General features: G+C 59.2%; 17 protein-coding genes. 16 read left to right on the top strand and 1 reads right to left on the bottom strand.

Annotated elements, in window-relative coordinates; translation table 11 throughout:
* Positions 1 to 86 precede the first annotated feature (86 nt).
* The 4 genes from C1X29_RS04820 to C1X29_RS04835 all read left to right on the top strand — a co-directional run bounded on the left by C1X29_RS04820 (position 87) and on the right by C1X29_RS04835 (position 9162).
* Positions 87 to 1118, top strand: a complete 1032-nt coding sequence (locus C1X29_RS04820) for a hypothetical protein (RefSeq protein ID WP_102716964.1) — start codon at positions 87 to 89, stop codon at positions 1116 to 1118.
* A gap of 410 nt (positions 1119 to 1528) precedes the next feature.
* Entirely contained in the window at positions 1529 to 2473 is a 945-nt protein-coding gene (locus tag C1X29_RS04825) for a hypothetical protein (RefSeq protein WP_146023251.1), read from the top strand.
* A gap of 91 nt (positions 2474 to 2564) precedes the next feature.
* On the top strand, positions 2565 to 7328 hold the full coding sequence (locus tag C1X29_RS04830; RefSeq protein ID WP_256584321.1) for an RHS repeat-associated core domain-containing protein: 4764 nt from the start codon (positions 2565 to 2567) through the stop codon (positions 7326 to 7328).
* A 343-nt stretch (positions 7329 to 7671) separates the two neighbouring features.
* Complete coding sequence (locus C1X29_RS04835; protein ID WP_102716966.1) at positions 7672 to 9162, top strand: leucine-rich repeat domain-containing protein; 1491 nt, start codon at positions 7672 to 7674, stop codon at positions 9160 to 9162.
* A 9-nt stretch (positions 9163 to 9171) separates the two neighbouring features.
* Here C1X29_RS04835 and queG read toward each other — a convergent pair whose 3' ends face one another.
* Complete coding sequence (gene queG / locus C1X29_RS04840; RefSeq protein ID WP_085746503.1) at positions 9172 to 10242, bottom strand: tRNA epoxyqueuosine(34) reductase QueG; 1071 nt, start codon at positions 10240 to 10242, stop codon at positions 9172 to 9174.
* Between the two features lie 63 nt (positions 10243 to 10305).
* On the opposite strand from queG, the gene C1X29_RS04845 reads away from it, so the two are divergent.
* From C1X29_RS04845 to C1X29_RS04900, 12 genes are all read left to right on the top strand, one after another.
* Complete coding sequence (locus C1X29_RS04845; protein WP_102716967.1) at positions 10306 to 11805, top strand: NAD(P)H-hydrate dehydratase; 1500 nt, start codon at positions 10306 to 10308, stop codon at positions 11803 to 11805.
* Positions 11793 to 12263 (top strand): tRNA (adenosine(37)-N6)-threonylcarbamoyltransferase complex ATPase subunit type 1 TsaE, encoded by a 471-nt coding sequence (gene tsaE, locus C1X29_RS04850; protein WP_007950729.1) that lies wholly within the window; start codon positions 11793 to 11795, stop codon positions 12261 to 12263. Before C1X29_RS04845 ends, tsaE begins: the two co-directional genes overlap by 13 nt.
* On the top strand, positions 12264 to 13700 hold the full coding sequence (locus C1X29_RS04855; RefSeq protein ID WP_085746505.1) for an N-acetylmuramoyl-L-alanine amidase: 1437 nt from the start codon (positions 12264 to 12266) through the stop codon (positions 13698 to 13700).
* A complete protein-coding gene (gene mutL, locus C1X29_RS04860) occupies positions 13697 to 15604 on the top strand; it encodes a DNA mismatch repair endonuclease MutL (RefSeq protein ID WP_102716968.1) in 1908 nt (635 codons plus the stop codon). The genes C1X29_RS04855 and mutL overlap by 4 nt, the downstream gene beginning before the upstream one ends.
* Complete coding sequence (gene miaA, locus C1X29_RS04865) at positions 15604 to 16575, top strand: tRNA (adenosine(37)-N6)-dimethylallyltransferase MiaA (RefSeq protein ID WP_085746507.1); 972 nt, start codon at positions 15604 to 15606, stop codon at positions 16573 to 16575. Before mutL ends, miaA begins: the two co-directional genes overlap by 1 nt.
* 93 nt (positions 16576 to 16668) lie before the next feature.
* Entirely contained in the window at positions 16669 to 16929 is a 261-nt protein-coding gene (gene hfq / locus C1X29_RS04870) for an RNA chaperone Hfq (protein WP_007902656.1), read from the top strand.
* Positions 16930 to 16941: 12 nt separating this feature from the next.
* Complete coding sequence (gene hflX, locus C1X29_RS04875) at positions 16942 to 18243, top strand: ribosome rescue GTPase HflX (protein ID WP_007950725.1); 1302 nt, start codon at positions 16942 to 16944, stop codon at positions 18241 to 18243.
* 96 nt (positions 18244 to 18339) lie between these two features.
* A complete protein-coding gene (gene hflK, locus C1X29_RS04880) occupies positions 18340 to 19509 on the top strand; it encodes an FtsH protease activity modulator HflK (RefSeq protein ID WP_039766653.1) in 1170 nt (389 codons plus the stop codon).
* Positions 19509 to 20378 carry a protease modulator HflC gene (hflC, locus tag C1X29_RS04885; protein ID WP_007950723.1) on the top strand — a complete coding sequence of 290 codons (870 nt, stop codon included), beginning with the start codon at positions 19509 to 19511 and terminating at the stop codon, positions 20376 to 20378. Before hflK ends, hflC begins: the two co-directional genes overlap by 1 nt.
* 313 nt (positions 20379 to 20691) lie before the next feature.
* A complete protein-coding gene (locus C1X29_RS04890) occupies positions 20692 to 21879 on the top strand; it encodes an ATP phosphoribosyltransferase regulatory subunit (RefSeq protein WP_102686781.1) in 1188 nt (395 codons plus the stop codon).
* 54 nt (positions 21880 to 21933) lie between these two features.
* On the top strand, positions 21934 to 23223 hold the full coding sequence (locus tag C1X29_RS04895) for an adenylosuccinate synthase (RefSeq protein WP_085711159.1): 1290 nt from the start codon (positions 21934 to 21936) through the stop codon (positions 23221 to 23223).
* A 140-nt stretch (positions 23224 to 23363) separates the two neighbouring features.
* On the top strand, positions 23364 to 25298 hold the full coding sequence (locus C1X29_RS04900; RefSeq protein ID WP_102716996.1) for a methyl-accepting chemotaxis protein: 1935 nt from the start codon (positions 23364 to 23366) through the stop codon (positions 25296 to 25298).
* The last annotated feature ends 34 nt before the right edge of the window (positions 25299 to 25332 follow it).

Raw genomic sequence — 25332 nt, forward strand, 5'->3', positions numbered from 1 at the left:
CCGGTTTGTGGTTGCATGTTATTCATGTCTCACTTCGCGTTTGCTTTGCGAGGTATGGAATGACGTCAAACACAAGGAGTAAAAATATGAGTGAGCTTAACGAAGTGTCAGGAAATCAGTTGGTCCATCCTGAAAGGCTGGACAATATCGACTTGAAGGTGAAGTTCGACTCTTCGTCATTAACGCGAAGTAAAGTGCTGTACGGCAACGGCCGTATGCAAGTAAAGGTTCAGGTGCTGGTATCGGGTTATGATGGAAACGGGGATCGAATTCTGGTTCCAGCAGAAGTCATGAATACGGTTGAACTTATTCACTACAACACCGGGAGAACCTTGCGCGATGGCTGGAGTGCCAGTACCGAACAAGGTCGATTTACGCTGGAAGCGCCGGTGATACAGGATGCAGCACAACCCTCTGACGATGAGCCGGATGATGGTATCCACCCGCAAGTGCGCACATTCTGGGTATCGTCCGCGGGTAGCGGCACGACGCAAATCGCGGCAAGTGTTTCTTTGAACGGGGCAACTATCCGAAGCAATGGAACCGGTCTTTCCGGTTTTCAGGACAGCAGTGTCACTCTGGACGCTCAGGTGCCGGTTACCTACTCGGTAGAACAGTTTCGCTGGACTTCGAACAGACGAGGCAATGAGGAGCCGGGAAACCGGATCTGGAACTACTATCTCGGACTTGTTTATCAGGGACAGCAGATCAAACTGGTGGACTGGGTTTCTTCGAAAGGTACGGATGATGTCAAGTTTGCCTATGGCAACTGGATATATGCGTCGAAAACCAACTATTTGAAAGGGAATCTGGTAAGGCCGAATAAAACTGATGTCACTGTTGCGCTACCTGTTAATGACAATACCTTTGTAAATTATATATTTCGAGATCACGCTCTGGATTCTTCGGCAAAGACCAAAGAGTATGTCGTCAGAGTCAATGATCGTCACGGCGAGTTGACCGTCGTGCAAGCGCTTTCCGAGTTCGCATACACGGCGGCCGAATCCAGTGCGGATGGCGTGTTTCCCTTTGTCGCAATCGACCAATATGGCACGGAGCACAAGTTGGCCATTCGGACCAACTCTGAAAAGCGTGAGTTCTTTCTGGAACGGGGATGAGTCTGCGGCGAGGTGCATTCACTACTTGAGTTCTTTTCGTCGAAAAGGATCCGACCTTGCCAATTAAATATACAGCGGTGCCGACACCTTTATAGATTGGAGGTGCGCGTGGCAGCGCGCGCTTGGTTTTCTGATATCGCCCGATTTGTTGCTACGGTTAATTTAGCCGTTTTCTCGCAGTTTTAAATGATTGCGGGAAAACGGTTTTTTATTGTGCGTAATTAAATGTCCGTTTGTTGAAGAGGGTATTGAGCAGTTCAGAGTCGGAAGTGAGTTTATCGTTGTTTCATTGTGTGTGATTACATGTTGTCACTGGTTGTCTGTTTTATTTGTTTTTGGAGCGTGTATCAATGAGTTGGCGTGAATGCTATTCAAGCTTCGCGATAACTTTTTTGTTTAAGGGGTTTGATATGTCTGAAGAAGGTTTGATTATCCAGCGTATTGAAGTGAAGTTCGATTCTTCGGCGGCCATTCGCCATAAAGCACTTTATGCCAACGGTCGCATGCAGATTCGGGTGTTGGTGCTGATTTCTGGTGAAGATGCGCAAGGCAACGCTGTTTCGCTCCATGGCCACTCTGCTCTGGAGACACTTCGGTTGATTGACTATAACTCCGCCGCACCGCTGACAGGTGACTGGACAGCGAGCTCCCGGGAGAATCATTTTGCCCACGACATTAAGGGGGGGCACGCACGGGTCTCGCCATTGGTGCCTGCCGCCGGCAATCGATTGTCCGACCCTTCGGAGGTCGTCCAGGTTTTTGAGTACTGGGTTTCCAGCAGTCGCTCGGGGTCGATGCAGATTGCTGCCGAGGTCATCCTGGATGGCGAAAGGTATCGAAGCAACGGCCAGGACGGACGCGACAGCAGTATCACCTTGGAGGCCATCTCACCCAGGCAATATCCGATCGCCAATTTCATGCTGGCCAGGACAAGGGTGCTGGATCGGCCAGGTCTGTTTGAAAGGATGGAGCAGCACAGTCTGACCTTAAACGCAGAAGGTCGTCTGATTCATTTGCTCGAATGGTCCAGCGGGACGGTACAGCAGGAAACCGAATATGCAAGCGAGTTTTTCTATTCCGGCGATGCAACAAAAGTGTCGGCCGGTTTGAGAAGTTATATCGGTTACATTGGTCCTGCTTTCAGCGATCAGGTGACCGCGCGCACGCCGAGTGGCTTTCGGACGTTGCGTCAGGATCCCGGTACGATCTCGATAATCACCCATATAACAGCAGAACTCCAAAGTAAGGTGATACGCCGGGAGTTTCTGGATCTAAATGTCTACGACGAGTATGGCACCGAACATCGGATACGTATAAACCCGGATATTGCAAATCGGTCATTCACATTAAGTTGAAATGCATTTTTCAATTTGACGCTCTCTTGGCGTTGCTCTGCAATCTTCTTGCGCAAACAGTTTGTCGCAAATAAATGACAGGATGTTAGTTATGAGTAACCACTCTCCGGAGTCCGTGCATTCGAATGCATTCAATTTTGGTGATTTTGTAGCCGGCGGGGTCGATCCCAGAACCGGCGTTTATACCTGTTCGTTATCCCTTGGGTCTATTCAGTCCGTCGACCTTAACGGCCCTTCATTCAATCTTGCGCTGAATTTCAATCCGTTGAATTCGCGCAATGCCGGTTATGGCGCTGGCTGGTCCTTGTCGATCACCCATTATGACTTGCGCAGTAAGGTTATGACGTTCTCCAGCGGCGAGCGCTACAAAGCTGTCGAGTCGCGGGGAGCCTTGCATTTCAAGGAAATGAAGCTGGAAAGCGCCAAGGTTCTGAAAACTGCTGATGGACGATACGAGATCCGATACAAGGATGGTCGACGTGAAGTGCTCAGGGTCCATGGGGCGACCAACATCGCGGTTCCCGAGACGATATTCGCAGCCAATGGCGTGAGTATTTCCCTGAAGTACAGGACGTTCAATGAGCAGCCGATGCTGATCGAGATCAGCGACTTCCAAAGAACGTTGCTCAAGATCGCCCGCAAAGACACAAGGGTGATTCTGACCCGGCATCCGGAGACGCCCTCCAGCGCTGAGTTTGCTCTGACGCTCAGAAACGATCAGGTCAACGCCATCGATTTGCCGGAAGGTGGGGGCTGGAAGCTGCAGTACGCAGACGGTTATCTGACCCGAGTTGAATCGCCCCTGGGTGCCGTGGAAAACATTCGCTACAAGGAAGTCGGCCATCTATTTCCGACCGTCGAGGGTGATCAAAGCCTGCCTTGCGTCATTGCCCACGATATTTACGCCAGATACGGGCAACCGAAGGTCAGCAAGATCTACACCTATTCGGACCATAATTACCTTGGGCACGGCGTTGCAGCGGATCCCCAGGACGATGGCGATCCTCTTTTCCGCGCCGTGGGGGGCTATCAGTACTCCAGCGAAGAGCGGCTGATTGTCGGGAACAAAGTCCACACCCGTATCAAGCGAACCTACAACAAGTTCCATTTGTTGATCTCCGAGGTGACCACTTGCGGTAATGCGCAAACATCAGTTGCAACGCGGTACTACTGTGACGTGAGACTGCCTTTCACCCAGCAGCCCGCGCAGTTCCGGATGCCTGAAGTCCAGACCCTGACTTACGAGGACCTGACGACAAAAGAGAAGCGTTCCGAGGCCTCTGTCACTGAATACGATGCCATCGGCAACCTGCTCAAACAGGTCGGGGCGGACGGGGTGACAACGCGGTTTGAATACTATCCGGCGACCCAGACACCGGATTGTCCAGCGGATCCGCTGGAGTTTGTCCGCTTCCTGAAGCAAAAAACCGTGGCTCCCGCGACGGGTGGCGGTGCGTCCATCGTCACGCGTTATCGCTATGCCTTGCTCTCCGTGCTCAAGGGCGGGACGCTGGCCAGTGTGGTGCCTGTCGAGGAAAAATCTTTCGAGTGGGTCGCAGATCGCGAAGTTCTTCGTTCGACCCTTGCGCTGACTTATCTGGAAACACCGGACAACCCTCTTACACACGGCCTCCTGGAGCAGCAGAAGGTCACTCGCAACGGCACGACGACTTGTATCGAGCATGCCTACACGACCGACGATTTCTCCCTGCGGCTGAAGACAACCTTGCAGGGGTTCGACGGTACAGCGAGTTCGACCGAGCAAACGCTTTCCACCCTGAGTGGTTTGACGCTGTCCGAGCGCGATGCTGACGACAGTGTGGTTACATTCGAATACGACAAGCTTGGACGTCGTGTACGCAAGACGCTTGTCTCTGGCACGACGAATGTTGCTTCGTATCAATGGCGTCACGAAACGGCCAAGGTAGACGTGCCGGCCACGGTGGTTCTGACCGATCCGTCGGGAGGCATGCAAAAAGTTACCTATGACGCGTTGGGGAGGGTCATAGGCGTTGAAGAAAAGGATTGCGACAACCCGGATCCGGCAGGCTCATTTCCGATGCGAGCGGTCTATGCCGCGCTCCATGATCGGGTCGGACGACTGACTGAGCAGACCCGCACCGACTGGTGGGACGGTGTTGCACGTCCTGTGAAATCGCAGGTGTTTTACGACAACTGGGGTCAGATCAAGGAGACTCGCCATGCCGACGGGCGAGTCGAGTATAACGAGTTCGACCCGGTGGCTCGCCAGCAGAAGCGCTGGCAGCGAGGCCTGGGTAAAACTGTCACTGTCTTCAATGCCTTCGGCAAGCCGGACAGCCTTGAAGTCTTCGACCTCAAGGCGCAAAGCCTCGGCAAAACCGTCTTTGAGTACGACGGATTGGGTCGAACGATCAGTCAAACCGACCCCGCCGGGAACAGGACCGGTTATGAGTACGATACGTACGATCGACTGTTTCGCAGTGTTTTGCCGGACGGGCATGCGGTGCAGACCGACTTTGCTTTCCACAGCACCGAGGTTTTGCCGGTCGCCATCAGAGTCGCCGGGAAACTGTTGGGGCAGCAAGTCTTCGATGGTTTGAATCGGCTGACCGAGCTTTCGGTGGGCGGGCGCAAGTCAGTTGCAGTTTATCCGGCCGGCAAGACTCAGCCCACATCGCACACGAGTGCGGCAGGGGAAACGACCGAGTTTGTTTATTCATCGGGTCCGGGTGGCGCCTTGACTGAGCGCAAAGCGCTAACAGGAGGCGGAGGGCTTACCCGTTTCACCTACGATGAACGAAACGGCAGAATGGAAAGTTGCGTCGAGCAAGGACGTGAGAATCTGTTCGAGTACTTTCCGTCCGGGCGTCTGAAGTCGGAAACAACCCGCTTTGACGGGCAGCGCCGGACGACCTCCCATACCTACTCCCTGGCGGGGCGCCCTCTGGAACACGTGGACGTATCGGGCACGCGGCACAAAACCGAGTACGACATCTGGGGGCGCGAAACCTTGCACAGGCAAGGCCCGATAGAAACTCGATACTTCTATGGCAAGGCTGGTTTGCTTGAGCGGATCGAAACCCGGGATACCCTGTCCGGGCATCATATCCTCACGCATCTGACCTACGATGATATCGGTCGTGAGCTGACCCGCCGTTTTGAAGTCAACGGGTTATTCTCTCAAACGCTGAGCTCCAGTTACACCGTGACGGGCAAGCTGGCGCAGAAGGTTCTCAAACGCGGCTTCATGGTGTTGCGCGATGAGCGGTTTTCTTACGATGCACGCGGTCGACTCATCCAGTACGACTGTGAAGGGATCCAGCGACCGCGGGACCCTTATGGCAAGGAAATTATCCAGCAAACATTCACGTTCGATGCGCTGGATAACATTCTCTCCTTGCAAACCACGTTCCCTCTGGGTGTCAACGTGACGACGTTCAGTTTCAGCGAACAGGATCCGGCCCAGTTGGTCGGGGTTCAACATTCTCATGCCGACTATCCGGCACCGGTCACCCTGGAATACGACGCCAACGGCCGGATGATCAAGGACGATAAGGGCCGTACTCTGGCCTACGACACGTTTGGCCGCCTGACTCAGGTTATCGATTCACGTGGGGAGGTCCTGCGTGGTTACCAATACGACGGCTTCGATCGGCTGGTCGAGCTGTCGCAATCCGGAAAGTCGGCGGTGCAGCGCTTCTATCACCACAACAAAATGAGCAACGAAGTCAGTGGTCCTGAATCACGCAGTGTCGTGCGACACGGCCGTCTGATATTGGGACAGCAGCAACTGGGAGCGGATGCGGGTATCCGGCTTTTCGGGGCTGACCAGCAGCAGAGCGTGCTGAGTCGCTCGCATGGCGAACAATCGCTCGACAGCGCCTACAGTCCCTACGGGCATCGGCCTGTCGAGGGAGGCCTGTTCAGTCAGGCGGGTTTCAATGGCGAGCAACTGGATGAGGTCACCGGTCTGTATCTGCTGGGCAATGGTTACCGGGCCTACAGCCCGACACTGATGCGCTTCATCAGCCCGGACAGCCTGAGTCCGTTCGATGCAGGCGGCTTGAATGCTTACGCGTATTGCCTTGGCGATCCGGTTAACCGAGTGGATCCTACGGGGCATGTTTCCTGGCAGTCGATTGCCGGGGTTGCGCTAGCAGCACTGGGGACTGCGGTGAGTTTTCTGACGCTGGGAGCGGCCTCGCCACTCGGTGTGCTGGCCATCGGGCTGGGAGTCGCCTCGGGTGTTACCGCTATCGCCAGCGAGCTGGCTCATGAACTGGCCCCGGATTCTTCGGCGGGTGACGTCCTTGGCTACATCAGTCTGGGACTTGGGTTGGCATCCCTTGGCGCCGGCCTGGCGGGTCAGGCTATCAAAGGTGCCAGCAGGTTGGCGGGGGCTTTCAAGTCAGGGTTGAGCACTAATCCTCGCGAGGCCGCCAGAGCCATGGCGAGTGGAATGGGGGGGCGAAGCACTTCGGGAACGAGCGCAGGTCCACGAAAATGGACATACAAGACACAGGGCTTCAGAGGGACGGTAGATGGTCAAAAAACAGGAAGAGGCGCCATTCCCGGCTTTGAAGACCTTGATGACATTTCAAGGGATAAATTCTTCCGTTTCAAGGATGCAATCAAGGACGGAGGAAAGTCTCCAAGTGAAGCTGCAAATGGTCTTGGGGGCAAGACTTATTACAATGAGATGGTCCCTTTCAAGTCTCCCAACCCGCGTCAGCTCCGCGACCCAGGTTACTTCAATGACACGGGTTACACGGAAATCAGGCTTAACCAGGCCACACGTCTGTTTTTCTTTGCAAACCATGACACCCGGACGGTAACCATGCATGCGTTTGGTCATACCGTTCGAGGCGCTTGATGGGCCTGGCGTGCCATGGCCGGGAGGGCAGCGCCCACTCGAGCTTTTGCCGGATACACTCTGAGGAATGATCCGGTCGCGCCTTCGGTGGTTCCAAGAGGAATCGCTGAAGGCGCCTTTTCTCTTTAATTTACTGATCAGGCAATCAACGCGCCTCCAGGCTGCAGTGTGAGAATGCAGGCTCATGCGGTAGACATATGTACGACAGTGCGCAGCAAGCACGGCGGTATGATGGTTTTTCGAGGGCCAGACAATTCAGGTTTGGCTGACTGACCTGCGCGTTCGATACGGTTCGCGTAGCACTCCGTTATCAGTGCAACCCAATCTCAAGGATGAGAGTTTCATGGCTGACAAATCACCCAGGATCAAACCTGGCTCCAGCAAAATAAATGACTCTGCTGCCGATGGTTCTCATCGTGTGCCCAGAGGGGATTCTCCCCTCTCAGCCCTGCCGCATCGCCCGGATCCGCGACCGTCTCTTTTCCTGCCGGATCCTGTCACGACGGCGCAGATAACCAATCCCAGGCCGAGCGTGGAGCTTTTCGCGATCAATGAAGTAGCGGGAGTTGCCTCGCCCACTTCTTTCGCGGACTACCGGGTGCCCGCCCGAAAAAATCTCGGCGAGGTCGATGCGCAGGGCGTTCGGGAGTTCAAGCAGCGCCAGTATGTGGCTGTTTCCGACGATCATTTCGTACAAGTGGTTCGGGATACCGAAAGCGGCCTTTTTCGCGCGACGGTCGCCAGAGAACTCAAGGCTTCCGGTCCGCTGATGGAGCCGGACGCCGAGGGCAGGTACTGGCACCCTATAGCATCAGGGAACCCGTTGGATCGAGGCGATGCCCCGTCGGGGCTGGCGCGCAATGTAGATGAGCGTCTGGCAGCGTTGTTTCCGACCATGGCCCAGGATGCTCGGACTTCCATGCACCGCGAGCGATTGACGGGTGATCCGCTGCTGGCAGTGGCCCGGCTGGAAGCGGAATACTTCACTCTGTTGAAGGATCTTGGCGCGTGGGCCGGGCAGGTGCCGTCCCGGCACCCGGTCACGGGGTTGCCCCTGACAAGTACCGAGATTGGCGTGCAGAGAACAAGCCGAGAGCGTTTTGCACAGGAACTTCAGGACAATTGGTCCCGGAAGGCAACCAGCGCCAATCCGTATTCGCCATCGACGCTGGATTACGATCTCGATGTACTTGGCAGCCTGCCTCGTTTGTCGGCGGATTTCAGCCATGTTCGCGAGTTGAGTCTGACCAGCACTTCCCCGTTGGAAGACAGCGCCTTTCTCGCGAGTTTTCCGGGTGTGCGGTATCTCACCCTGTCGGGCTTTGCCCTGAAATCGTTTCCCGCTGAGGTGTACCAGATGAGGGAACTGGTGACGCTGACCTTGGACAACTGTGACATACGGCTCACCGAAGCCAGCGTCGAAGGCCTCGCCCACATTGAACAACTGACGCTGCTGGACTTGAGCAACAACCCGCTCGGGCTGTCGCCCGACCTCAGATTCATGAGGCGCCTGGACAGTCTTTATCTCTCGGATACAGGGCTGAACGAGGTGCCTGTCGGGCTATTTGAAAGCGAAAGCCTGGCATTTGCCGATCTGCGCAATAACGAAATTGAACACTTGCCAGACGAACTTTTTGAGGTGCCGGATATTCAACAGGTCAATTTTAACTTTCGAAACAATCCGCTGGATGAGGCCACTCTGCAGCGAGTCAGTGCCTATATCGAGGCCGCTGGCCTGGATAGGAGAGTACTGATTCAAGTTGATGGAGAAAACCAGTTACAACCGCAGATTTTAGCCTTCGAAGGTGAGGACAGTGGTGTGGAGAGTTCGTGAGTGAGGGCATCACGTACTTTCATCGAGATGCTGGCGCAACGCCCACTCCACATGTTCTCTAACCAACTCTGACGGATGATCCCGTCGCGCCTTCAATGCTTCCAGCACCGGAATCGTTGAAGGCGCATTGCCCAATCCCACCGCCAGATTGCGCAGCCAACGCTCGTAACCCGCGCGGCGCAACGGCGAACCCTCGGTGCTGCTGAGGAATTTGTCTTCATCCCACAAGAACAGCTCGGCCAGTTCGGCATTGTCCAGATTGTGCCGTGGCTTGAAATCGCTTTCACCGGACGGGCGGGCGAAGCGGTTCCACGGGCAGCAGATCTGGCAGTCGTCGCAGCCGAACACCCGGTTACCGATCAGCGGTCGCAGGTCTTCGGGGATGGCGTTTTTCAGCTCGATGGTCAGGTAGGAAATGCAGCGTCGCGCGTCCAGCACATACGGGCCGACGAAGGCGTTGGTCGGGCAGATGTCGAGGCACGCGGTGCAGCGTCCGCAGTGTTCGGTGCTGTGGGGTTCATCCACCGGCAGGGGCAGGTCGACGAAAAGCTCGCTGAGAAAGAAGTAACTGCCGGCCTTGCGGTTCAGCACCAGGGTGTTTTTGCCGATCCAGCCCAGCCCGGCCTGTTCGGCGATGGCTTTTTCCAGCACCGGCGCACTGTCGACGAAGGCGCGGAAGCCGAACGGGCCGATCTCGGATTGAATCCTGTCCGCCAGTTGTTGAACGCGTTTACGGATCAACTTGTGATAATCACGGCCCAAGGCATAACGCGAGATGTAGGCCTTTTCCGGTTTTGCCAGCAATTGCGCCATTTGCGTGTCGCCCGGCAGGTAGTCCATGCGCAGTGAGACTACGCGCAAGGTGCCCGGCACCAGCTCTTCGGGGTGCGAGCGTTTGCTGCCGTGGGCGCCCATGTAATCCATTTCGCCGTGGTAGCCGGCCTCGAGCCAGCGTTGCAGGTGCTGCTCATGCTCGGCCAGATCCAGACCGCTGATGCCGACTTGCTGGAAGCCCAGCTCGCGGCCCCAGTCCTTGATGGATTGGGCGAGGGCAGGCAGATCTGTGGTGATGGCGGACATGAGGCGAGAGAAACCGGAGCTGAGGTGCGTATAATTCTGCCAGACATCGGAGCCCGAAGACGCATGCCGCACACTAAAGATCAATTACCCGACGCGCTGTACCGTGCCGCGCAGGTGCGCGAACTCGACGCACGGCTGATCGCCGCCGGCACGCCGGGCTTCGAATTGATGCAGCGTGCCGCCCATGCCACCTGGCGCGCACTGGTACGCCAATGGCCGGCCGCGAATGAATTGACGGTGCTGGCCGGGCACGGCAACAACGCCGGCGATGGTTATCTGGTGGCGGCGCTGGCCCACCGTGCGGGTTGGCAGGTTCAGGTACTGGCTGTCGGCGACCCGCAACGTTTGAAGGGCGATGCCGCCGTGGCGCACGCCGAAGCCGTGGCCGACAGCGTCTCGATTGCCCCGTGGGATGTGTCCTGCGAGTTGCGCGGCATCGTTGTTGACGCGTTGCTCGGCACCGGCCTGAGCGGCGAGGTGCGTGAGCCCTATGCCGCTGCGATTGCGGCGATCAATGCCAGCAGACTGCCGGTGGTGGCGGTCGATATTCCTTCCGGATTGTGCGCCGACACTGGTCATGCGCTGGGTGATGCGGTGCGCGCTGACCTCACCGTGACTTTCATCGGCCTGAAGCTCGGGCTGTTCACGGGCGCGGCGGCGGATCACGTCGGCGAACTGCTGTTTAACGATCTGCAGGCCTCGGCCGAAAACTTCACTGACATTCCAGCCGCCGCTCAACGTCTCAACGCGATTAACCTGCCGCGTCTGGCGGCCCGTACGCCGGCGGCGCACAAGGGGCGTTTTGGCCATGTGCTGCTGATCGGCGGCGATCACGGTTTTGGCGGAGCAATTCTGTTGAGCACCGAAAGTGCGTTGCGCAGCGGGGCCGGGATGGTTTCGCTGGCGACCCGTCCGGAACATGTGCCGGCGGCGTTGAGCCGGGTGCCGGAAGCCATGGTGCTGGGCACTTCTTCGGCCAATCAATTGATGGGGCTGCTGGAAAGGGTGTCCATGCTGGTGGTCGGGCCGGGGCTTGGGCAGGCGAGTTGGGGGCGGGCGCTGTTGTCGGCCGCTGCCAATGCCTCGCTGCCGCAGGTGTGGGATGCCGATGCACTGAACCTGCTGGCCTCCGGTTTTGTCAGTCTGCCCAAGGATTGCGTGATCACGCCGCATCCGGGAGAGGCGGCGCGGCTGCTGGGGATCAGCACTGCCGAGGTGCAGGCCGATCGTCCGGCGGCGGCGCTGGCGTTGAGCGAAAAATATACAGCGGTGGTGGTGCTCAAAGGCGCAGGCAGTCTGATTGCTCATCCCGATGGTCGTCTGGCGCTGTGTCATCAAGGCCATCCGGCCATGGCTACTGCCGGTCTTGGCGATGTATTGGCCGGTCTGGTCGGCGCGCTGCTTGCCCAAGGTATGAATGCGTTCGACGCGGCTTGTCTGGCGGTCTGGCTGCACGCCAGCGCTGGGGCGCAACAAGGTAAATTCGGCCGTGGGCTGGCGGCCAGTGATCTGATTCCAGCCATTCGTCAGTTGTTGGAGGAGCATGCACCGTGTCTGAAGTAACCCTGTACCTGGCCGATGAACAGGCCATGAGCGACTTTGGCGCACGCATCGCCCGTATCACCCAGGGCCATGGTCTGATCTTTCTCGAAGGCAACCTCGGGATGGGCAAAACCACGCTGTCGCGGGGCATCATTCGCGGTCTGGGGCACGTGGGGGCTGTGAAAAGTCCGACCTTCACGTTGGTCGAGCCCTACGAGATCGGTGACGTCCGGGCGTTTCACTTCGACCTGTATCGCCTGGTCGATCCGGAAGAGCTGGAGTTTCTCGGGATTCGCGACTATTTCGAAGACGACGCCCTGTGCCTGATCGAATGGCCCGATAAAGGTGCAGGCTTTTTGCCAAAGCCTGACCTGACCATTACCATTAGCCCGCAAGACAGCGGACGTTCGCTGACCATTTTATCCCAGGGCTCGCGCGGCGAGGCCTGGTGTGCCGCTTTGGCATTGGAAACCAATTGAATGATGGGGTTAGGTATGCGCTTTCGCGCGTTGGTGGCTGCCGCTGGACTGATGTTGATGGCAGTAACCGTCAACGCTGTGGCCGAGACGAAGGTCAACAGCGTGCGCCTGTGGCGGGCGCCGGACAACACGCGACTGGTGTTCGACCTGACAGGCCCGGTACAACACAGCGTCTTCACGCTGACCGCGCCGGATCGTCTGGTGATCGACATCAACGGCGCCACCCTCGGCGCGCCGCTGAATGTGCAGACCGCCAATACGCCGATCACCGCCATGCGCTCGGCCCAACGTACGCCGACCGACCTGCGGGTGGTCATCGACCTGAAAAAAGCCGTCACCCCGAAAAGCTTCTCGCTGGCGCCGAATGCGCAATATGGCAACCGTCTGGTGGTCGATCTGTTCGACAACCCGGCTGACGCCGCACCACCGCCGACACCTGCGCCGACCCCAACGGTTGCGACCGTGCCTGCGGTGCCGGTCACCCCGGCCGAGCCTGCGATCAAACTGCCACCGGCCCCGGCCGGCAAGCGCGACATCATTGTGGTGATCGACGCCGGTCACGGCGGCGAAGACCCGGGTGCGTCCGGTTCTCGCGGTCAGCGCGAGAAAGACGTGGTACTGCAGATCGCCCGCGAGTTGCAGCGTCAGGTCAACGGCATGAAAGGCTTCCGCGCCGAACTGACCCGTACCGGCGACTACTTCATCCCGCTGCGCGGCCGTACTGAGATTGCTCGCAAGAAGGGCGCAGACCTGTTCGTCTCGATCCACGCCGACGCCGCGCCGTCTGCGGCCGCGTTCGGTGCGTCGGTGTTCGCCCTGTCCGACCGTGGCGCCACTTCGGAAACCGCCCGTTGGCTGGCCGACAGCGAAAACCGATCCGACCTGATCGGCGGTGCCGGCAACGTCAGCCTCGACGACAAGGACCGGATGCTGGCCGGCGTTCTGCTCGACCTGTCGATGACCGCCTCGCTGACCTCCAGCCTCAACGTCGGCCAGAAAGTCCTGACCAACATTGGCCGGGTCACCCCGCTGCACAAACAGCGCGTGGAACAGGCCGGGTTCATGGTGCTGAAATCGCCGGACATCCCGTCGATCCTGGTGGAAACCGGCTTCATCTCCAACGCCAACGAAGCAAACAAACTCTCGGCAGCGAGCCACCAGCAGGCGCTGGCGCGTTCGATCAGCAGCGGCGTGCGTCAGTTCTTCCAGCAGAATCCGCCACCGGGCACTTACATCGCCTGGCTGCGTGATTCGGGCAAGATTGCTCAGGGGCCGCGTGATCACCGGGTAGGTCCGGGTGAAACCGTGGCGATGATTGCCGTGCGTTACCAGATTTCGCCGGCCACGTTGCGCAGCGCCAACAATCTGAAAAGCGATGATCTGAAAGTCGGTCAGCACCTGACCATTCCCGGCACCGAACTGGCGTCCAAAGAATGAATCAGGTCCTGAACGCTGCCCGCATCGAACTGCTCAGCCCGCGGCTGGCGAACCAGATTGCCGCCGGTGAGGTGGTCGAACGCCCGGCCTCGGTGATCAAGGAGCTGCTGGAAAACAGCCTCGACTCCGGCGCCAAACGTATCGACGTCGATGTTGAGCAGGGCGGCGTCAAACTGCTGCGTGTGCGTGACGACGGCAGCGGTATTTCCGCCGATGACCTGCCGCTGGCCCTGGCGCGTCACGCCACCAGCAAGATCCGCAACCTGGAAGACCTTGAGCAAGTAATGAGCCTGGGTTTCCGGGGCGAGGCTTTGGCATCGATCAGCTCCGTGGCACGTCTGACCCTGACCTCGCGCACCCGAGATGCCGATCAGGCCTGGCAGGTCGAGACCGAAGGCCGCGACATGGCGCCCCGCGTGCAGCCGGCGGCGCACCCGGTCGGCACGTCGGTGGAAGTCCGTGACCTGTTCTTCAACACCCCGGCGCGACGCAAATTCCTCAAGACTGAAAAAACCGAATTCGATCACCTGCAAGAAGTGATCAAGCGTTTGGCGCTGGCGCGTTTCGACGTGGCGTTCCATCTGCGTCACAACGGCAAGACCATCCTCAGCCTGCACGAAGCCCACGATGACGCGGCGCGCGCACGGCGTGTGGCGGCGATCTGCGGTTCGGGCTTCCTTGAGCAGGCGTTGCCGATCGAGATCGAGCGCAATGGCCTGCATTTGTGGGGTTGGGTCGGTCTGCCGACCTTCAACCGCAGTCAGGCGGACTTGCAGTATTTCTTCGTCAACGGCCGTGCGGTGCGCGACAAACTGGTGGCCCACGCGGTGCGTCAGGCTTATCGCGATGTGCTGTTCAATGGCCGGCATCCGACGTTCGCACTGTTTTTCGAGGTCGATCCGGCAGCGGTCGACGTCAACGTGCACCCGACCAAACACGAAGTGCGCTTCCGCGATGGGCGCATGGTGCATGACTTCCTGTATGGCACCTTGCACCGTGCCCTCGGCGATGTGCGGCCGGAAGATCAGCTTGCCGGTTCGGTCACCACCGCGATCATCCGGCCAACCGGCCTTGAAGCCGGTGAGTTCGGGCCGCAGGGCGAAATGCGTCTGGCGGCCAATGCGTTGCTGGAGCAACCACAGGCGCAACCGGCGTTCAATACCTCGTCGGGTGCCAGCGCTGGCGGGGCTTATCAGTATCAATACACGCCGCGTCCGCAATCGAGCGTGCCGGTAGCCGAGGCCCAGGCCGCGTACCGCGAGTTTTTTGCGCCGCTGCCCGAGGCCAACGCCAATGCATTGCCAGCCGGTCAGGAAGACATTCCGCCGCTGGGCTATGCGCTGGCGCAGCTCAAGGGCATCTACATTCTGTCCGAGAACGCCCAAGGCCTGGTTTTGGTGGACATGCACGCCGCTCACGAGCGCATCATGTACGAGCGTCTGAAGATCGCCATGGCCAGCGAAGGCCTTAGCGGTCAGCCTTTGCTGGTGCCGGAATCCCTGGCGGTCAGTCAGCGCGAGGCCGATTGCGCCGAAGAACATGCGGCGTGGTTCCAGCGCCTCGGTTTTGAATTGCAGCGCCTTGGCCCGGAAACCCTGGCCATCCGGCAGATTCCGGCCCTGCTCAAGCAGGCCGAAGCCAACCGTCTGGTGGGTGATGTGCTGTCGGACTTGATGGAATACGGCACCAGCGACCGGATCCAGGCACATCTGAACGAATTGCTCGGCACCATGGCCTGCCACGGCGCGATCCGCGCCAACCGGCGCCTGGCCCTGCCGGAAATGAACGGCCTGCTGCGCGACATGGAAAATACCGAGCGCAGCGGTCAATGCAACCATGGCCGACCGACCTGGACCCAACTGGGCCTGGACGATCTGGACAAACTGTTCCTGCGCGGTCGTTGATGAGCCAGCTTCCTCCAGCGATTTTCCTGATGGGCCCGACCGCTGCGGGCAAGACCGATCTGGCCATCGAGCTGACCAAGGTACTGCCGTGCGAGCTGATCAGCGTCGATTCGGCGCTGGTCTATCGCGGCATGGACATCGGCACCGCCAAACCGTCCAAAGAACTGCTGGCCGAGTTTCCGCACCGGTTGATCGACATTCTCGACCCGGCCGAAGCCTATTCGGCAGCGGATTTCCGCCGCGATGCGCTCCAGGCCATGGCCGAGATCACCGCACGCGGAAAAATTCCGCTGCTGGTGGGCGGCACGATGCTCTATTACAAGGCTTTGATCGAAGGTCTGGCGGACATGCCGGCGGCCGATCCCGAGGTTCGCGCGCAAATCGAAGAAGAGGCTGCACGCCTTGGCTGGCAGGCCCTGCACGATCAACTGGCGGTCATCGATCCGGAGTCTGCGGCACGCATTCATCCGAACGATCCACAACGACTGAGTCGTGCGCTGGAAGTTTACCGGGTCAGCGGTCAGAGCATGACTGAACTGCGGCTGAAACAATCTGTACAAAGTACCGAAGCGGCCGCATCGGGACTGCAACAATTGCCCTATACTGTCGCGAACCTGGCGATTGCTCCAACTAATCGGCAGGTACTGCACGAGCGCATTAAACAAAGATTCACAAATATGCTGGAACAGGGATTCATCGACGAGGTCGTAGCCCTGCGTAATAGAAGTGACCTGCATGCCGGGTTGCCGTCTATACGTGCGGTAGGCTACCGCCAGGTCTGGGACTTCCTGGATGGCAAGCTGACGTCGGCCGAGATGCAGGAGCGGGGCATCATCGCCACGCGCCAATTGGCCAAACGCCAGTTCACCTGGCTGCGCAGCTGGAAAGATTTACACTGGCTCGACAGTCTGGATTGCGACAATCTGCCACGCGCCTTGAAATACCTTGGGACGATCTCCATATTGAGCTGAGTCCTTGCAATTGCCGTCTATCCTTGGGGGTGTGGCGGCAAAAGCCATCTGTTTACCTATTTTTTATATTGAATCCTTAAAGGAGTGCGGCACATGTCAAAAGGGCATTCGCTACAAGACCCTTACTTGAATACTTTACGTAAAGAGAAAGTGGGGGTTTCCATCTACCTGGTGAACGGGATCAAACTGCAAGGCACGATCGAGTCGTTCGACCAGTTCGTTATCCTGCTGAAGAACACCGTCAGCCAGATGGTTTACAAACACGCTATCTCTACAGTCGTGCCGGTTCGTCCAATTCGTCTGCCAAGCGCAACCGAATCCGAAGCAGGTGACGCTGAGCCAGGTAACGCCTGATAGGAGTCTCCTTTGTTCTTTGAGCGCCACGGTGGTGGTGAACGAGTCATCCTCGTTCACTTGGATGGACAGGACCCTGAGGCGCGCGAAGATCCGCAGGAGTTTCAGGAACTGGCAAATTCGGCTGGCGCCGAGACCGTTGCGTTTTTTAACGTGCCGCGTCATCGGCCAACCGCCAAATACCTGATTGGCAGCGGCAAGGTCGAGGAACTGCGCGACCTGGTCCACGCCGAAGAAGCCGATCTGGTGATCTTCAATCACGTCCTCACGCCCAGTCAGGAACGTAACCTCGAACGTGTTTTCGAGTGTCGCGTGATCGACCGTACCGGTCTGATTCTCGATATTTTCGCCCAACGCGCCCGTACCCATGAGGGCAAGCTCCAGGTAGAACTGGCCCAGCTTGACCACATGAGCACCCGGCTGGTTCGCGGCTGGACTCACCTTGAGCGTCAAGGTGGTGGTATCGGCATGCGCGGCCCGGGTGAAACCCAGCTCGAAACCGACCGGCGACTGCTGCGGGTTCGCCTGCGCCAGATCAAGGGCCGTCTGGAAAAAGTGCGCAGCCAGCGCGAACAGTCGCGTCGTGGCCGCTCGCGTGCGGATATCCCTACCGTGTCTCTGGTGGGATACACCAACGCCGGCAAGTCCACGCTGTTCAATAACGTGACCAAGTCCGACGTGTACGCGGCTGACCAGCTGTTCGCCACGCTCGACCCGACCCTGCGCCGTCTGGATCTGGACGACCTGGGGCCGATTGTCCTGGCCGACACGGTAGGGTTCATCCGCCACTTGCCACACAAACTGGTCGAGGCATTTCGGTCTACGCTCGAAGAGTCGAGCAACTCCGATCTGCTGCTGCACGTGATCGATGCGGCCGAACCGGATCGCATGTTGCAGATCGAGCAGGTGATGGTAGTGCTGGGCGAGATCGGTGCCCAGGACTTGCCGATCCTCGAGGTCTATAACAAACTCGATTTGCTTGAAGGCGTTGAGCCACAAATCCAGCGCGATGAAAACGGCAAGCCCCAGCGGGTCTGGCTGTCTGCGCGTGATGGCACCGGTCTGGAATTGCTCGAGCAGGCGATTGCCGAGTTGTTGGGCAGCGACCTGTTCGTGGGAACCTTGCGCCTGCCTCAGCGGTTCGCGCGTCTGCGTGCGCAGTTCTTCGAACTGGGCGCGGTACAGAAAGAAGAACACGACGAAGAAGGGGTCAGCTTGCTGGCCGTTCGATTGCCACGCTCGGAGCTCAATCGACTGGTGAGTCGTGAAGGCGTTGTGCCGACGGAGTTCATCGAGCAACACACTTTGCAATAAAAGCCTGGCAAAGCGGTTGTGCCGCAACGGCAGGCATTCTGTAGCATTGGTCGGCGCGCCGTGGGTGCGTCTTTGCTTTATCAGATGGAGAGCGCTATGGCTTGGAATGAGCCGGGTGGCAACTCGAACAATCAGGATCCTTGGGGTGGCAAGCGTCGCAACAACGGCGACCGCAAGGGGCCGCCGGATCTCGACGAGGCCTTCCGAAAGCTGCAGGAAAGCCTGAACGGGTTGTTCGGTGGTGGAAAAAAACGCGGTGATGACGGTGGTGGCTCGGGCAAGAGCGGCGGCTTCGGCGGCCTGCTCGGCATCGGCCTTGTCGTGCTGGCGGCCGTCTGGCTGTATAGCGCGGTATATGTCGTGGACGAGCAGGAGCAAGCCGTGGTGCTGCGCTTCGGCAAGTACTACGAGACTGTCGGTCCCGGCCTGAACATCTACTTCCCGCCGATCGACAAGAAGTACATGGAGAACGTCACGCGTGAGCGTGCCTACACCAAGCAGGGCCAGATGCTGACCGAAGACGAGAACATCGTCGAAGTGCCGCTGACCGTGCAGTACAAGATCAGCAACCTGCAGGACTTCGTGCTGAACGTCGACCAGCCGGAAATCAGCCTGCAACATGCGACCGACAGTGCGCTGCGCCACGTGGTGGGTTCCACCGCGATGGACCAGGTGCTGACCGAAGGTCGTGAGCTGATGGCCAGCGAGATCAAGGAGCGTCTGCAACGCTTCCTCGATACCTATCGCACCGGTATCACCGTCACCCAGGTCAACGTACAGAGCGCAGCGGCACCGCGTGAAGTGCAGGAAGCCTTCGATGACGTGATCCGCGCCCGTGAAGACGAGCAGCGTTCGCGCAACCAGGCTGAAACCTACGCCAACGGCGTGGTGCCAGAAGCCCGTGGTCAGGCCCAGCGCATCCTCGAAGATGCCAACGGTTACCGTGACGAAACGGTCTCGCGGGCCAAGGGTGAGGCGGATCGCTTCACCAAGCTGGTTGCCGAGTATCGCAAGGCGCCCGAGGTCACTCGTCAGCGTCTATATCTGGACACCATGCAGGAAGTCTTCAGCAGCACCAGCAAGGTTCTCGTGACCGGCAACAAGAACGGCCAGAGCAACCTGCTTTACCTGCCGCTGGACAAGATGATTCAGAACAGTTCGGGCAGCAATGCACCGGTCACCGGTTCGGCTGCCGCCAGCAACAACACGGACGTCACGCCGCATGTCACTGACGTGCCGCAGTCGCGCACAAGGGAGACCCGCTGATGAGCAATAAATCGCTGATCGCCCTGATCGTTGGCGTTGTCGTGGTACTGGTTGGCTGGAACTGCTTCTACATCGTTGCTCAGACCGAGCGCGCGGTGTTGCTGCAATTCGGTCGCGTGGTTCAGGCTGACGTTCAGCCGGGTCTGCATGTGAAGGTTCCTTACGTTAACCAGGTGCGTAAATTCGACGCGCGTCTGATGACGCTGGATGCACCGACACAACGCTTCCTGACGCTGGAAAAGAAAGCCGTGATGGTCGATGCCTACGCCAAGTGGCGCGTGAAAGATGCCGAGCGCTTCTACACCGCAACGTCCGGCCTCAAGCAGATCGCCGACGAGCGTCTGTCCCGTCGTCTGGAATCGGGCCTGCGTGACCAGTTTGGTAAACGCACCCTGCACGAAGTGGTATCCGGTGAGCGCGATGCGCTGATGGCCGATATCACCGCGTCGCTGAACAAGATGGCGGAGAAAGAGCTGGGTATCGAAGTGGTCGATGTCCGGGTCAAGGCCATCGATCTGCCGAAAGAAGTGAACCGCAGCGTGTTCGAACGTATGAGCACCGAGCGTGAGCGTGAAGCTCGCGAGCACCGCGCCAAGGGTAACGAGCTGGCCGAAGGCATCCGTGCCGACGCCGATCGTCAACGCCGCGTGCTGCTGGCTGAAGCCTATCGTGAATCCGAAGAGATTCGCGGTGACGGTGATGCCCAGGCTGCTGCGATCTACTCCAAGGCCTACGGTCAGGATCAGGAGTTCTACGGTTTCTACCGTAGCCTGCGTGCCTACCGTGAAAGCTTCGCGAACAAATCCGACGTCCTGGTCCTCGACCCAAGCAGCGACTTCTTCCGTTACCTGGAAAAGTCCAAGCCTTGATACGACGTTGACCTGAATCATTCCGCCCGGCGGCTAAAACCTCGGGCGGGGTGATCCTTTGGGAAAACGTGTGTATGATGCGGCAGCCGGGAAATTCCCGGCTTTTTTGCGTCTGCACGTTTGATTGCTGTTTTTGTTGCAGAAGATCGGGTTGAATGGCCCGACAGTTTTTCGAGGAAAGTGATGGGCGAAGCCGGTAACAGGCCTTTCGCCGCGTCGTTCATGCGCGTGCGTTTTGAACGGGCCGGTCATTTTCTGCTTCACTCAAGGCTCGCCCTCGGGCTGGCCGCCCGGATCTAAGGGGAATGGCGTAATGGCAACGGTAGACCGCTGGCTGCTGCCAGATGGCATCGAAGAAGTACTGCCACCGGAAGCGGCGCGCATTGAAGTCGCGCGTCGTCAGGTGTTGGATCTGTTCCAGAGCTGGGGTTACGAGTTTGTCGTGACTCCCCATATCGAGTACCTGGAATCCCTGCTGACCGGCGCGGGCCAGGACCTGGATCTGCGTACCTTCAAGGTCATCGACCCGCAATCGGGCCGGCAGATGGGGTTCCGTGCCGACATCACGCCGCAAGTGGCGCGCATCGATGCGCACACCCTGCGTCGCGAAGGCCCGAGCCGTCTGTGCTACGCCGGCAGCGTGCTGCATGCCCAGCCGCGTGCCTTGTCGTCCTCGCGCAGCCCGATCCAGCTGGGTGCCGAGTTGTACGGCGATGCCAGCCCGAGCAGCGACGTCGAAGTCATCAGCCTGATGCTGGCGATGCTGCAACTGGCCGATGTGCCGGACGTGCACATGGACCTCGGGCATGTCGGCATCTACCGCGGTCTGGCCCAGGCGGCCGGTCTGTCGGGTGAAGTCGAGCAGCAGTTGTTCGATGCGTTGCAACGCAAGGCCATCGACGAGGTCATTACCTTGACCGAAGGCCTGCCGGCCGATCTGTCCGGCATGCTGCGCGCGCTGGTCGACCTGTGCGGCGGCCGTGAAGTCCTGACCGCTGCCCGCGAGCGTCTGGCCAATGCGCCGGCGCCGGTACTGGCGGCACTGGAAGACTTGCTGGCGATCGCCGAGCGTCTGTCGGCGCGCTTCCCTGAGCTGCCGCTGTACTTCGATCTGGGCGAGTTGCGCGGTTACCACTACCACACCGGTGTGGTGTTCGCGGTGTTCGTGCCGGGCGTTGGCCAGTCCATCGCTCAGGGCGGTCGTTACGACGACATCGGCGCCGACTTCGGTCGCGCCCGTCCGGCCACCGGCTTCTCCACCGATTTGAAAACCCTGGTGACCCTGGGGCGTGCTGAGATCGAGCTACCGTCTGGCGGTATCTGGATGCCTGACAGTACGGATGCGGCACTCTGGCAGCAGGTTTGCCAGTTGCGCAGTGAGGGTCAGCGTGTCGTTCAGGCATTGCCTGGACAACCTTTGGCCGCCGCCCGTGATGCGGACTGCGACCGGCAATTGATCCAGCAGAACGGGCTTTGGCAAGTATCGCCACTGGCTTCTTGAGTTTTCCTGCCGGCTGAAGCCGGCACCAAGTTTGCGCGAATGAGGACAAGTGTTATGGGTAAGAATGTCGTAGTCCTGGGCACCCAATGGGGTGATGAGGGCAAAGGCAAGATCGTTGATCTGCTGACCGAACATGCTGCCGCCGTAGTGCGCTACCAGGGTGGCCACAACGCCGGTCACACTCTGGTGATCGATGGTGAAAAAACCGTCTTGCACCTGATCCCGTCGGGCGTGCTGCGCGAAGGCGTGCAGTGCCTGATCGGCAACGGCGTGGTGGTTGCACCCGACGCCCTGCTGCGCGAGATCACCAAGCTGGAAGAGAAAGGCGTACCGGTGCGCGAGCGCCTGCGCATCAGCCCTTCCTGCCCGTTGATCCTGTCCTTCCACGTGGCACTGGACCAGGCCCGTGAAAAGGCCCGCGGCGAGCTGAAGATCGGTACGACCGGTCGCGGCATCGGCCCGGCTTACGAAGACAAGGTTGCACGTCGCGGCCTGCGTGTTGGCGATCTGCTCAACATGCCGCGCTTTGAAGACAAGCTGCGTGAACTGGTGGACTACCACAACTTCATGCTGGTCGGTTACTACAAAGAGCCTGCCATCGAGTTCGAAAAGACTCTGGCCGAGTGCAAGGAATACGCCGAGCTGCTCAAGCCGCTGATGCTGGACGTGACTGCCGAGCTGCACGACCTGCGTCGCGCCGGCAAAGACATCATGTTCGAAGGCGCCCAGGGTTCGTTGCTCGACATCGACCACGGTACCTATCCGTACGTGACCAGCTCCAACACCACCGCGGGTGGCGTGGCGACCGGTTCGGGCGTTGGCCCGATGTTCCTGGACTACATCCTGGGCATCACCAAGGCTTACACCACTCGCGTAGGTTCGGGCCCATTCCCGACCGAGCTGTTCGACGAAGTCGGCGCGCACCTGGCCAAGCAAGGTCACGAGTTCGGCGCTACCACCGGCCGTGCCCGTCGTTGCGGCTGGTTCGACGCCGTTATCCTGCGTCGCGCTATCGATGTGAACAGCATCTCGGGCATCTGCCTGACCAAGCTGGACGTACTTGACGGCCTGGAAACCATCAACATCTGCACCGGCTACAAAGATGCACAAGGCAACGCCGTTGCTCCAACTGACGCTGACAGCTACGTAGGCCTGCAGCCTGTGTACGAAGAAGTGCCGGGCTGGACCGAATCGACCGTGGGTGCCAAAACCCTGGAAGAGCTGCCGGCCAACGCTCGTGCCTACATCAAACGCGTTGAAGAGTTGATCGGCGCGCCGATCGACATTATTTCGACGGGTCCGGACCGCAACGAAACCATCGTTCTGCGCCATCCGTTCGCTTGATAAGTCGTTGATGTAAAAACACAAAGGCCCCTTCATCGGGGCCTTTGTCGTTTATGCCTGTTGGACGGCATGACCTTTGCTGTGATTCTGTCTACAAGAGTGCCATCAAATTAATGGCGTCAGAAGTAGAGGGATTCAAAGTGTCAGCCGTTCTCTCACTGTTACAAAGCCGTCTGTTGCGGCCTGTGTTCGTTACCCTTGGTATCGCCCTTTTGGTGCAAGTGCTGGTGGCCGTCGCCCTGACGCGGAGCACCGTCACCGCGCTTGAAGCCGATCTCGGCACTCGCCTGGGCGCCGACAGTCAGAAGTTGTCCGGTGAGCTGGAGCAAGCCGGGCGTGAAGTCACGTCGAGCCTCGACAACCTCTCCTCAAGTACTCGTCAGCGTCTTACCGCCGGTCTTTCCTCGCGTCTGAAGGAAGAGCAGGCGCAGCTGCGTGCGACTCTGGAAAAAGACCTGAAGGATTCGGCCAATGACATGGCCCAGTTGCTGGCCTCGGTGGCGCCTCGCGCCATGTGGGACAGCGACGTGCCGACCTTGTCCGAGTTCGCCCGCCGGGCCCAGCGCAATCCCAACGTGCTGTTCGTGGTGTATGACGACGCCACCGGCCAGCATCTGACCCGCTACCTCAACCGCGAAAACCCGATCAACAAGGCCCTTTTGGAAAAAGGCCAGGGTGAGCGGGCGCTGGATAAAGTGCTGGATGCGGCGAAGAACGATCCGTCGGTCTACTACCTCGAAGCCTCGATCAACCCCAATGGCGTGGAAATCGGCAAGGTGCTGATGGGTGTCTCGACTGCTTCGGTCGAAACCGATCTGGCGGCGCTCGATCAGCGCTTCACGGCGTTGATTGCCAGCAGCGATCAACTGGTCGGTGACAGCCTCAAAGGCGCTGCTGCCGACAGCGCCACCGCCATGCGCGCGCGCCTGCAATCGGCGCAATCCACGGCTGCTGAAATGAAGGCCAACACCACCAGTACAGTGCAGGACGCAGCAGCAACTCTGCGCTGGCGTATCGGCATGGGCCTGGCGCTGGTCGGTGCCGGGGTGCTGTTGCTGCTGGCGGTGGTGCTCGGTCATCGAGTGGTCAATCGCCTGAAGATGCTCAACGCCGCCATGGATGATCTGGCAGCAGGTGAGGGCGATCTGACCAAACGCGTGCAGATCAACAGCAAGGACGAAATCGGCGACATGGCGTCGGCGGTCAACCGCTTTGTGGAGAAGTTGCAGCCGATCGTGCGCGAGGCCGGGGATGTGGCTCAGCGTACCGGTGTGGAAATTGGTGCGATGACCTTGCGCAATGCCGGTGCCGATGCGGCGGCCGGAATGCAGCGTGATGAAGTGGCCGAAAGTTTGCGGGCTCTGTCGCAAATGGCCGATGAAGCGCAATCGGAAAGCCATGCGATGCAGGCTGCGTTGAAGCAGGTGGTGGATATTCGCCAAGCCACCGACGAGAACACTCGCACTTCGGCCAAGGTCGGCAGCCTGATCGAGGCGCTGGCGGGGCAGGTCGATACCGGGGCGAAAGTCATCGAGCGGCTGGCGCAGCAGAGCGAGCAGATCGAAGTGGTGCTGACCGTGATTCACGGCATCGCCGAGCAGACCAACCTGCTGGCGCTCAACGCGGCCATCGAAGCCGCCCGGGCCGGCGAGACCGGACGCGGGTTTGCAGTGGTGGCGGATGAAGTCCGCGCGTTGGCGAGCAAGACCCAAAGCTCCACGGGCGACATTCAGGCGCATATCGTGGCGCTGCAGCAGGGTGCCCGTGAGGCGGTCGAGGCGATCGGTCAGGCCGGGCGTCAGGCCAGCGAAGGTTTGCTGGTGCTGCGTGACAGCGCACGGTTGCAGCAATCGGTGCAGGCGTCGGTCGAGCAGGTGCATGCGGCGATTGGCCTGGCGACTCAGGCCGCGGCGCATCAGGCGCAGGGCGCGCAGGCCGTGCGTTGGCGGGTCGAGACGATCCATGCCCAGGCCGAGAAAGCCGCCCAGGCGGTGGTCGAGACCACGGCCAGCGGCAAGGTGCTGGATGGTCTGGCGGCGCAGCTCAAAGCGAGTCTGGGTCAGTTCCGGGCTTAATGTGACAGGCAAAAAAAATCGCAGCCTCGGCTGC

The sequence above is a fragment of the Pseudomonas sp. GW456-12-10-14-LB2 genome, from assembly GCF_002884345.1.
Classification (GTDB): Bacteria; Pseudomonadota; Gammaproteobacteria; order Pseudomonadales; family Pseudomonadaceae; genus Aquipseudomonas; species Aquipseudomonas paraglycinae.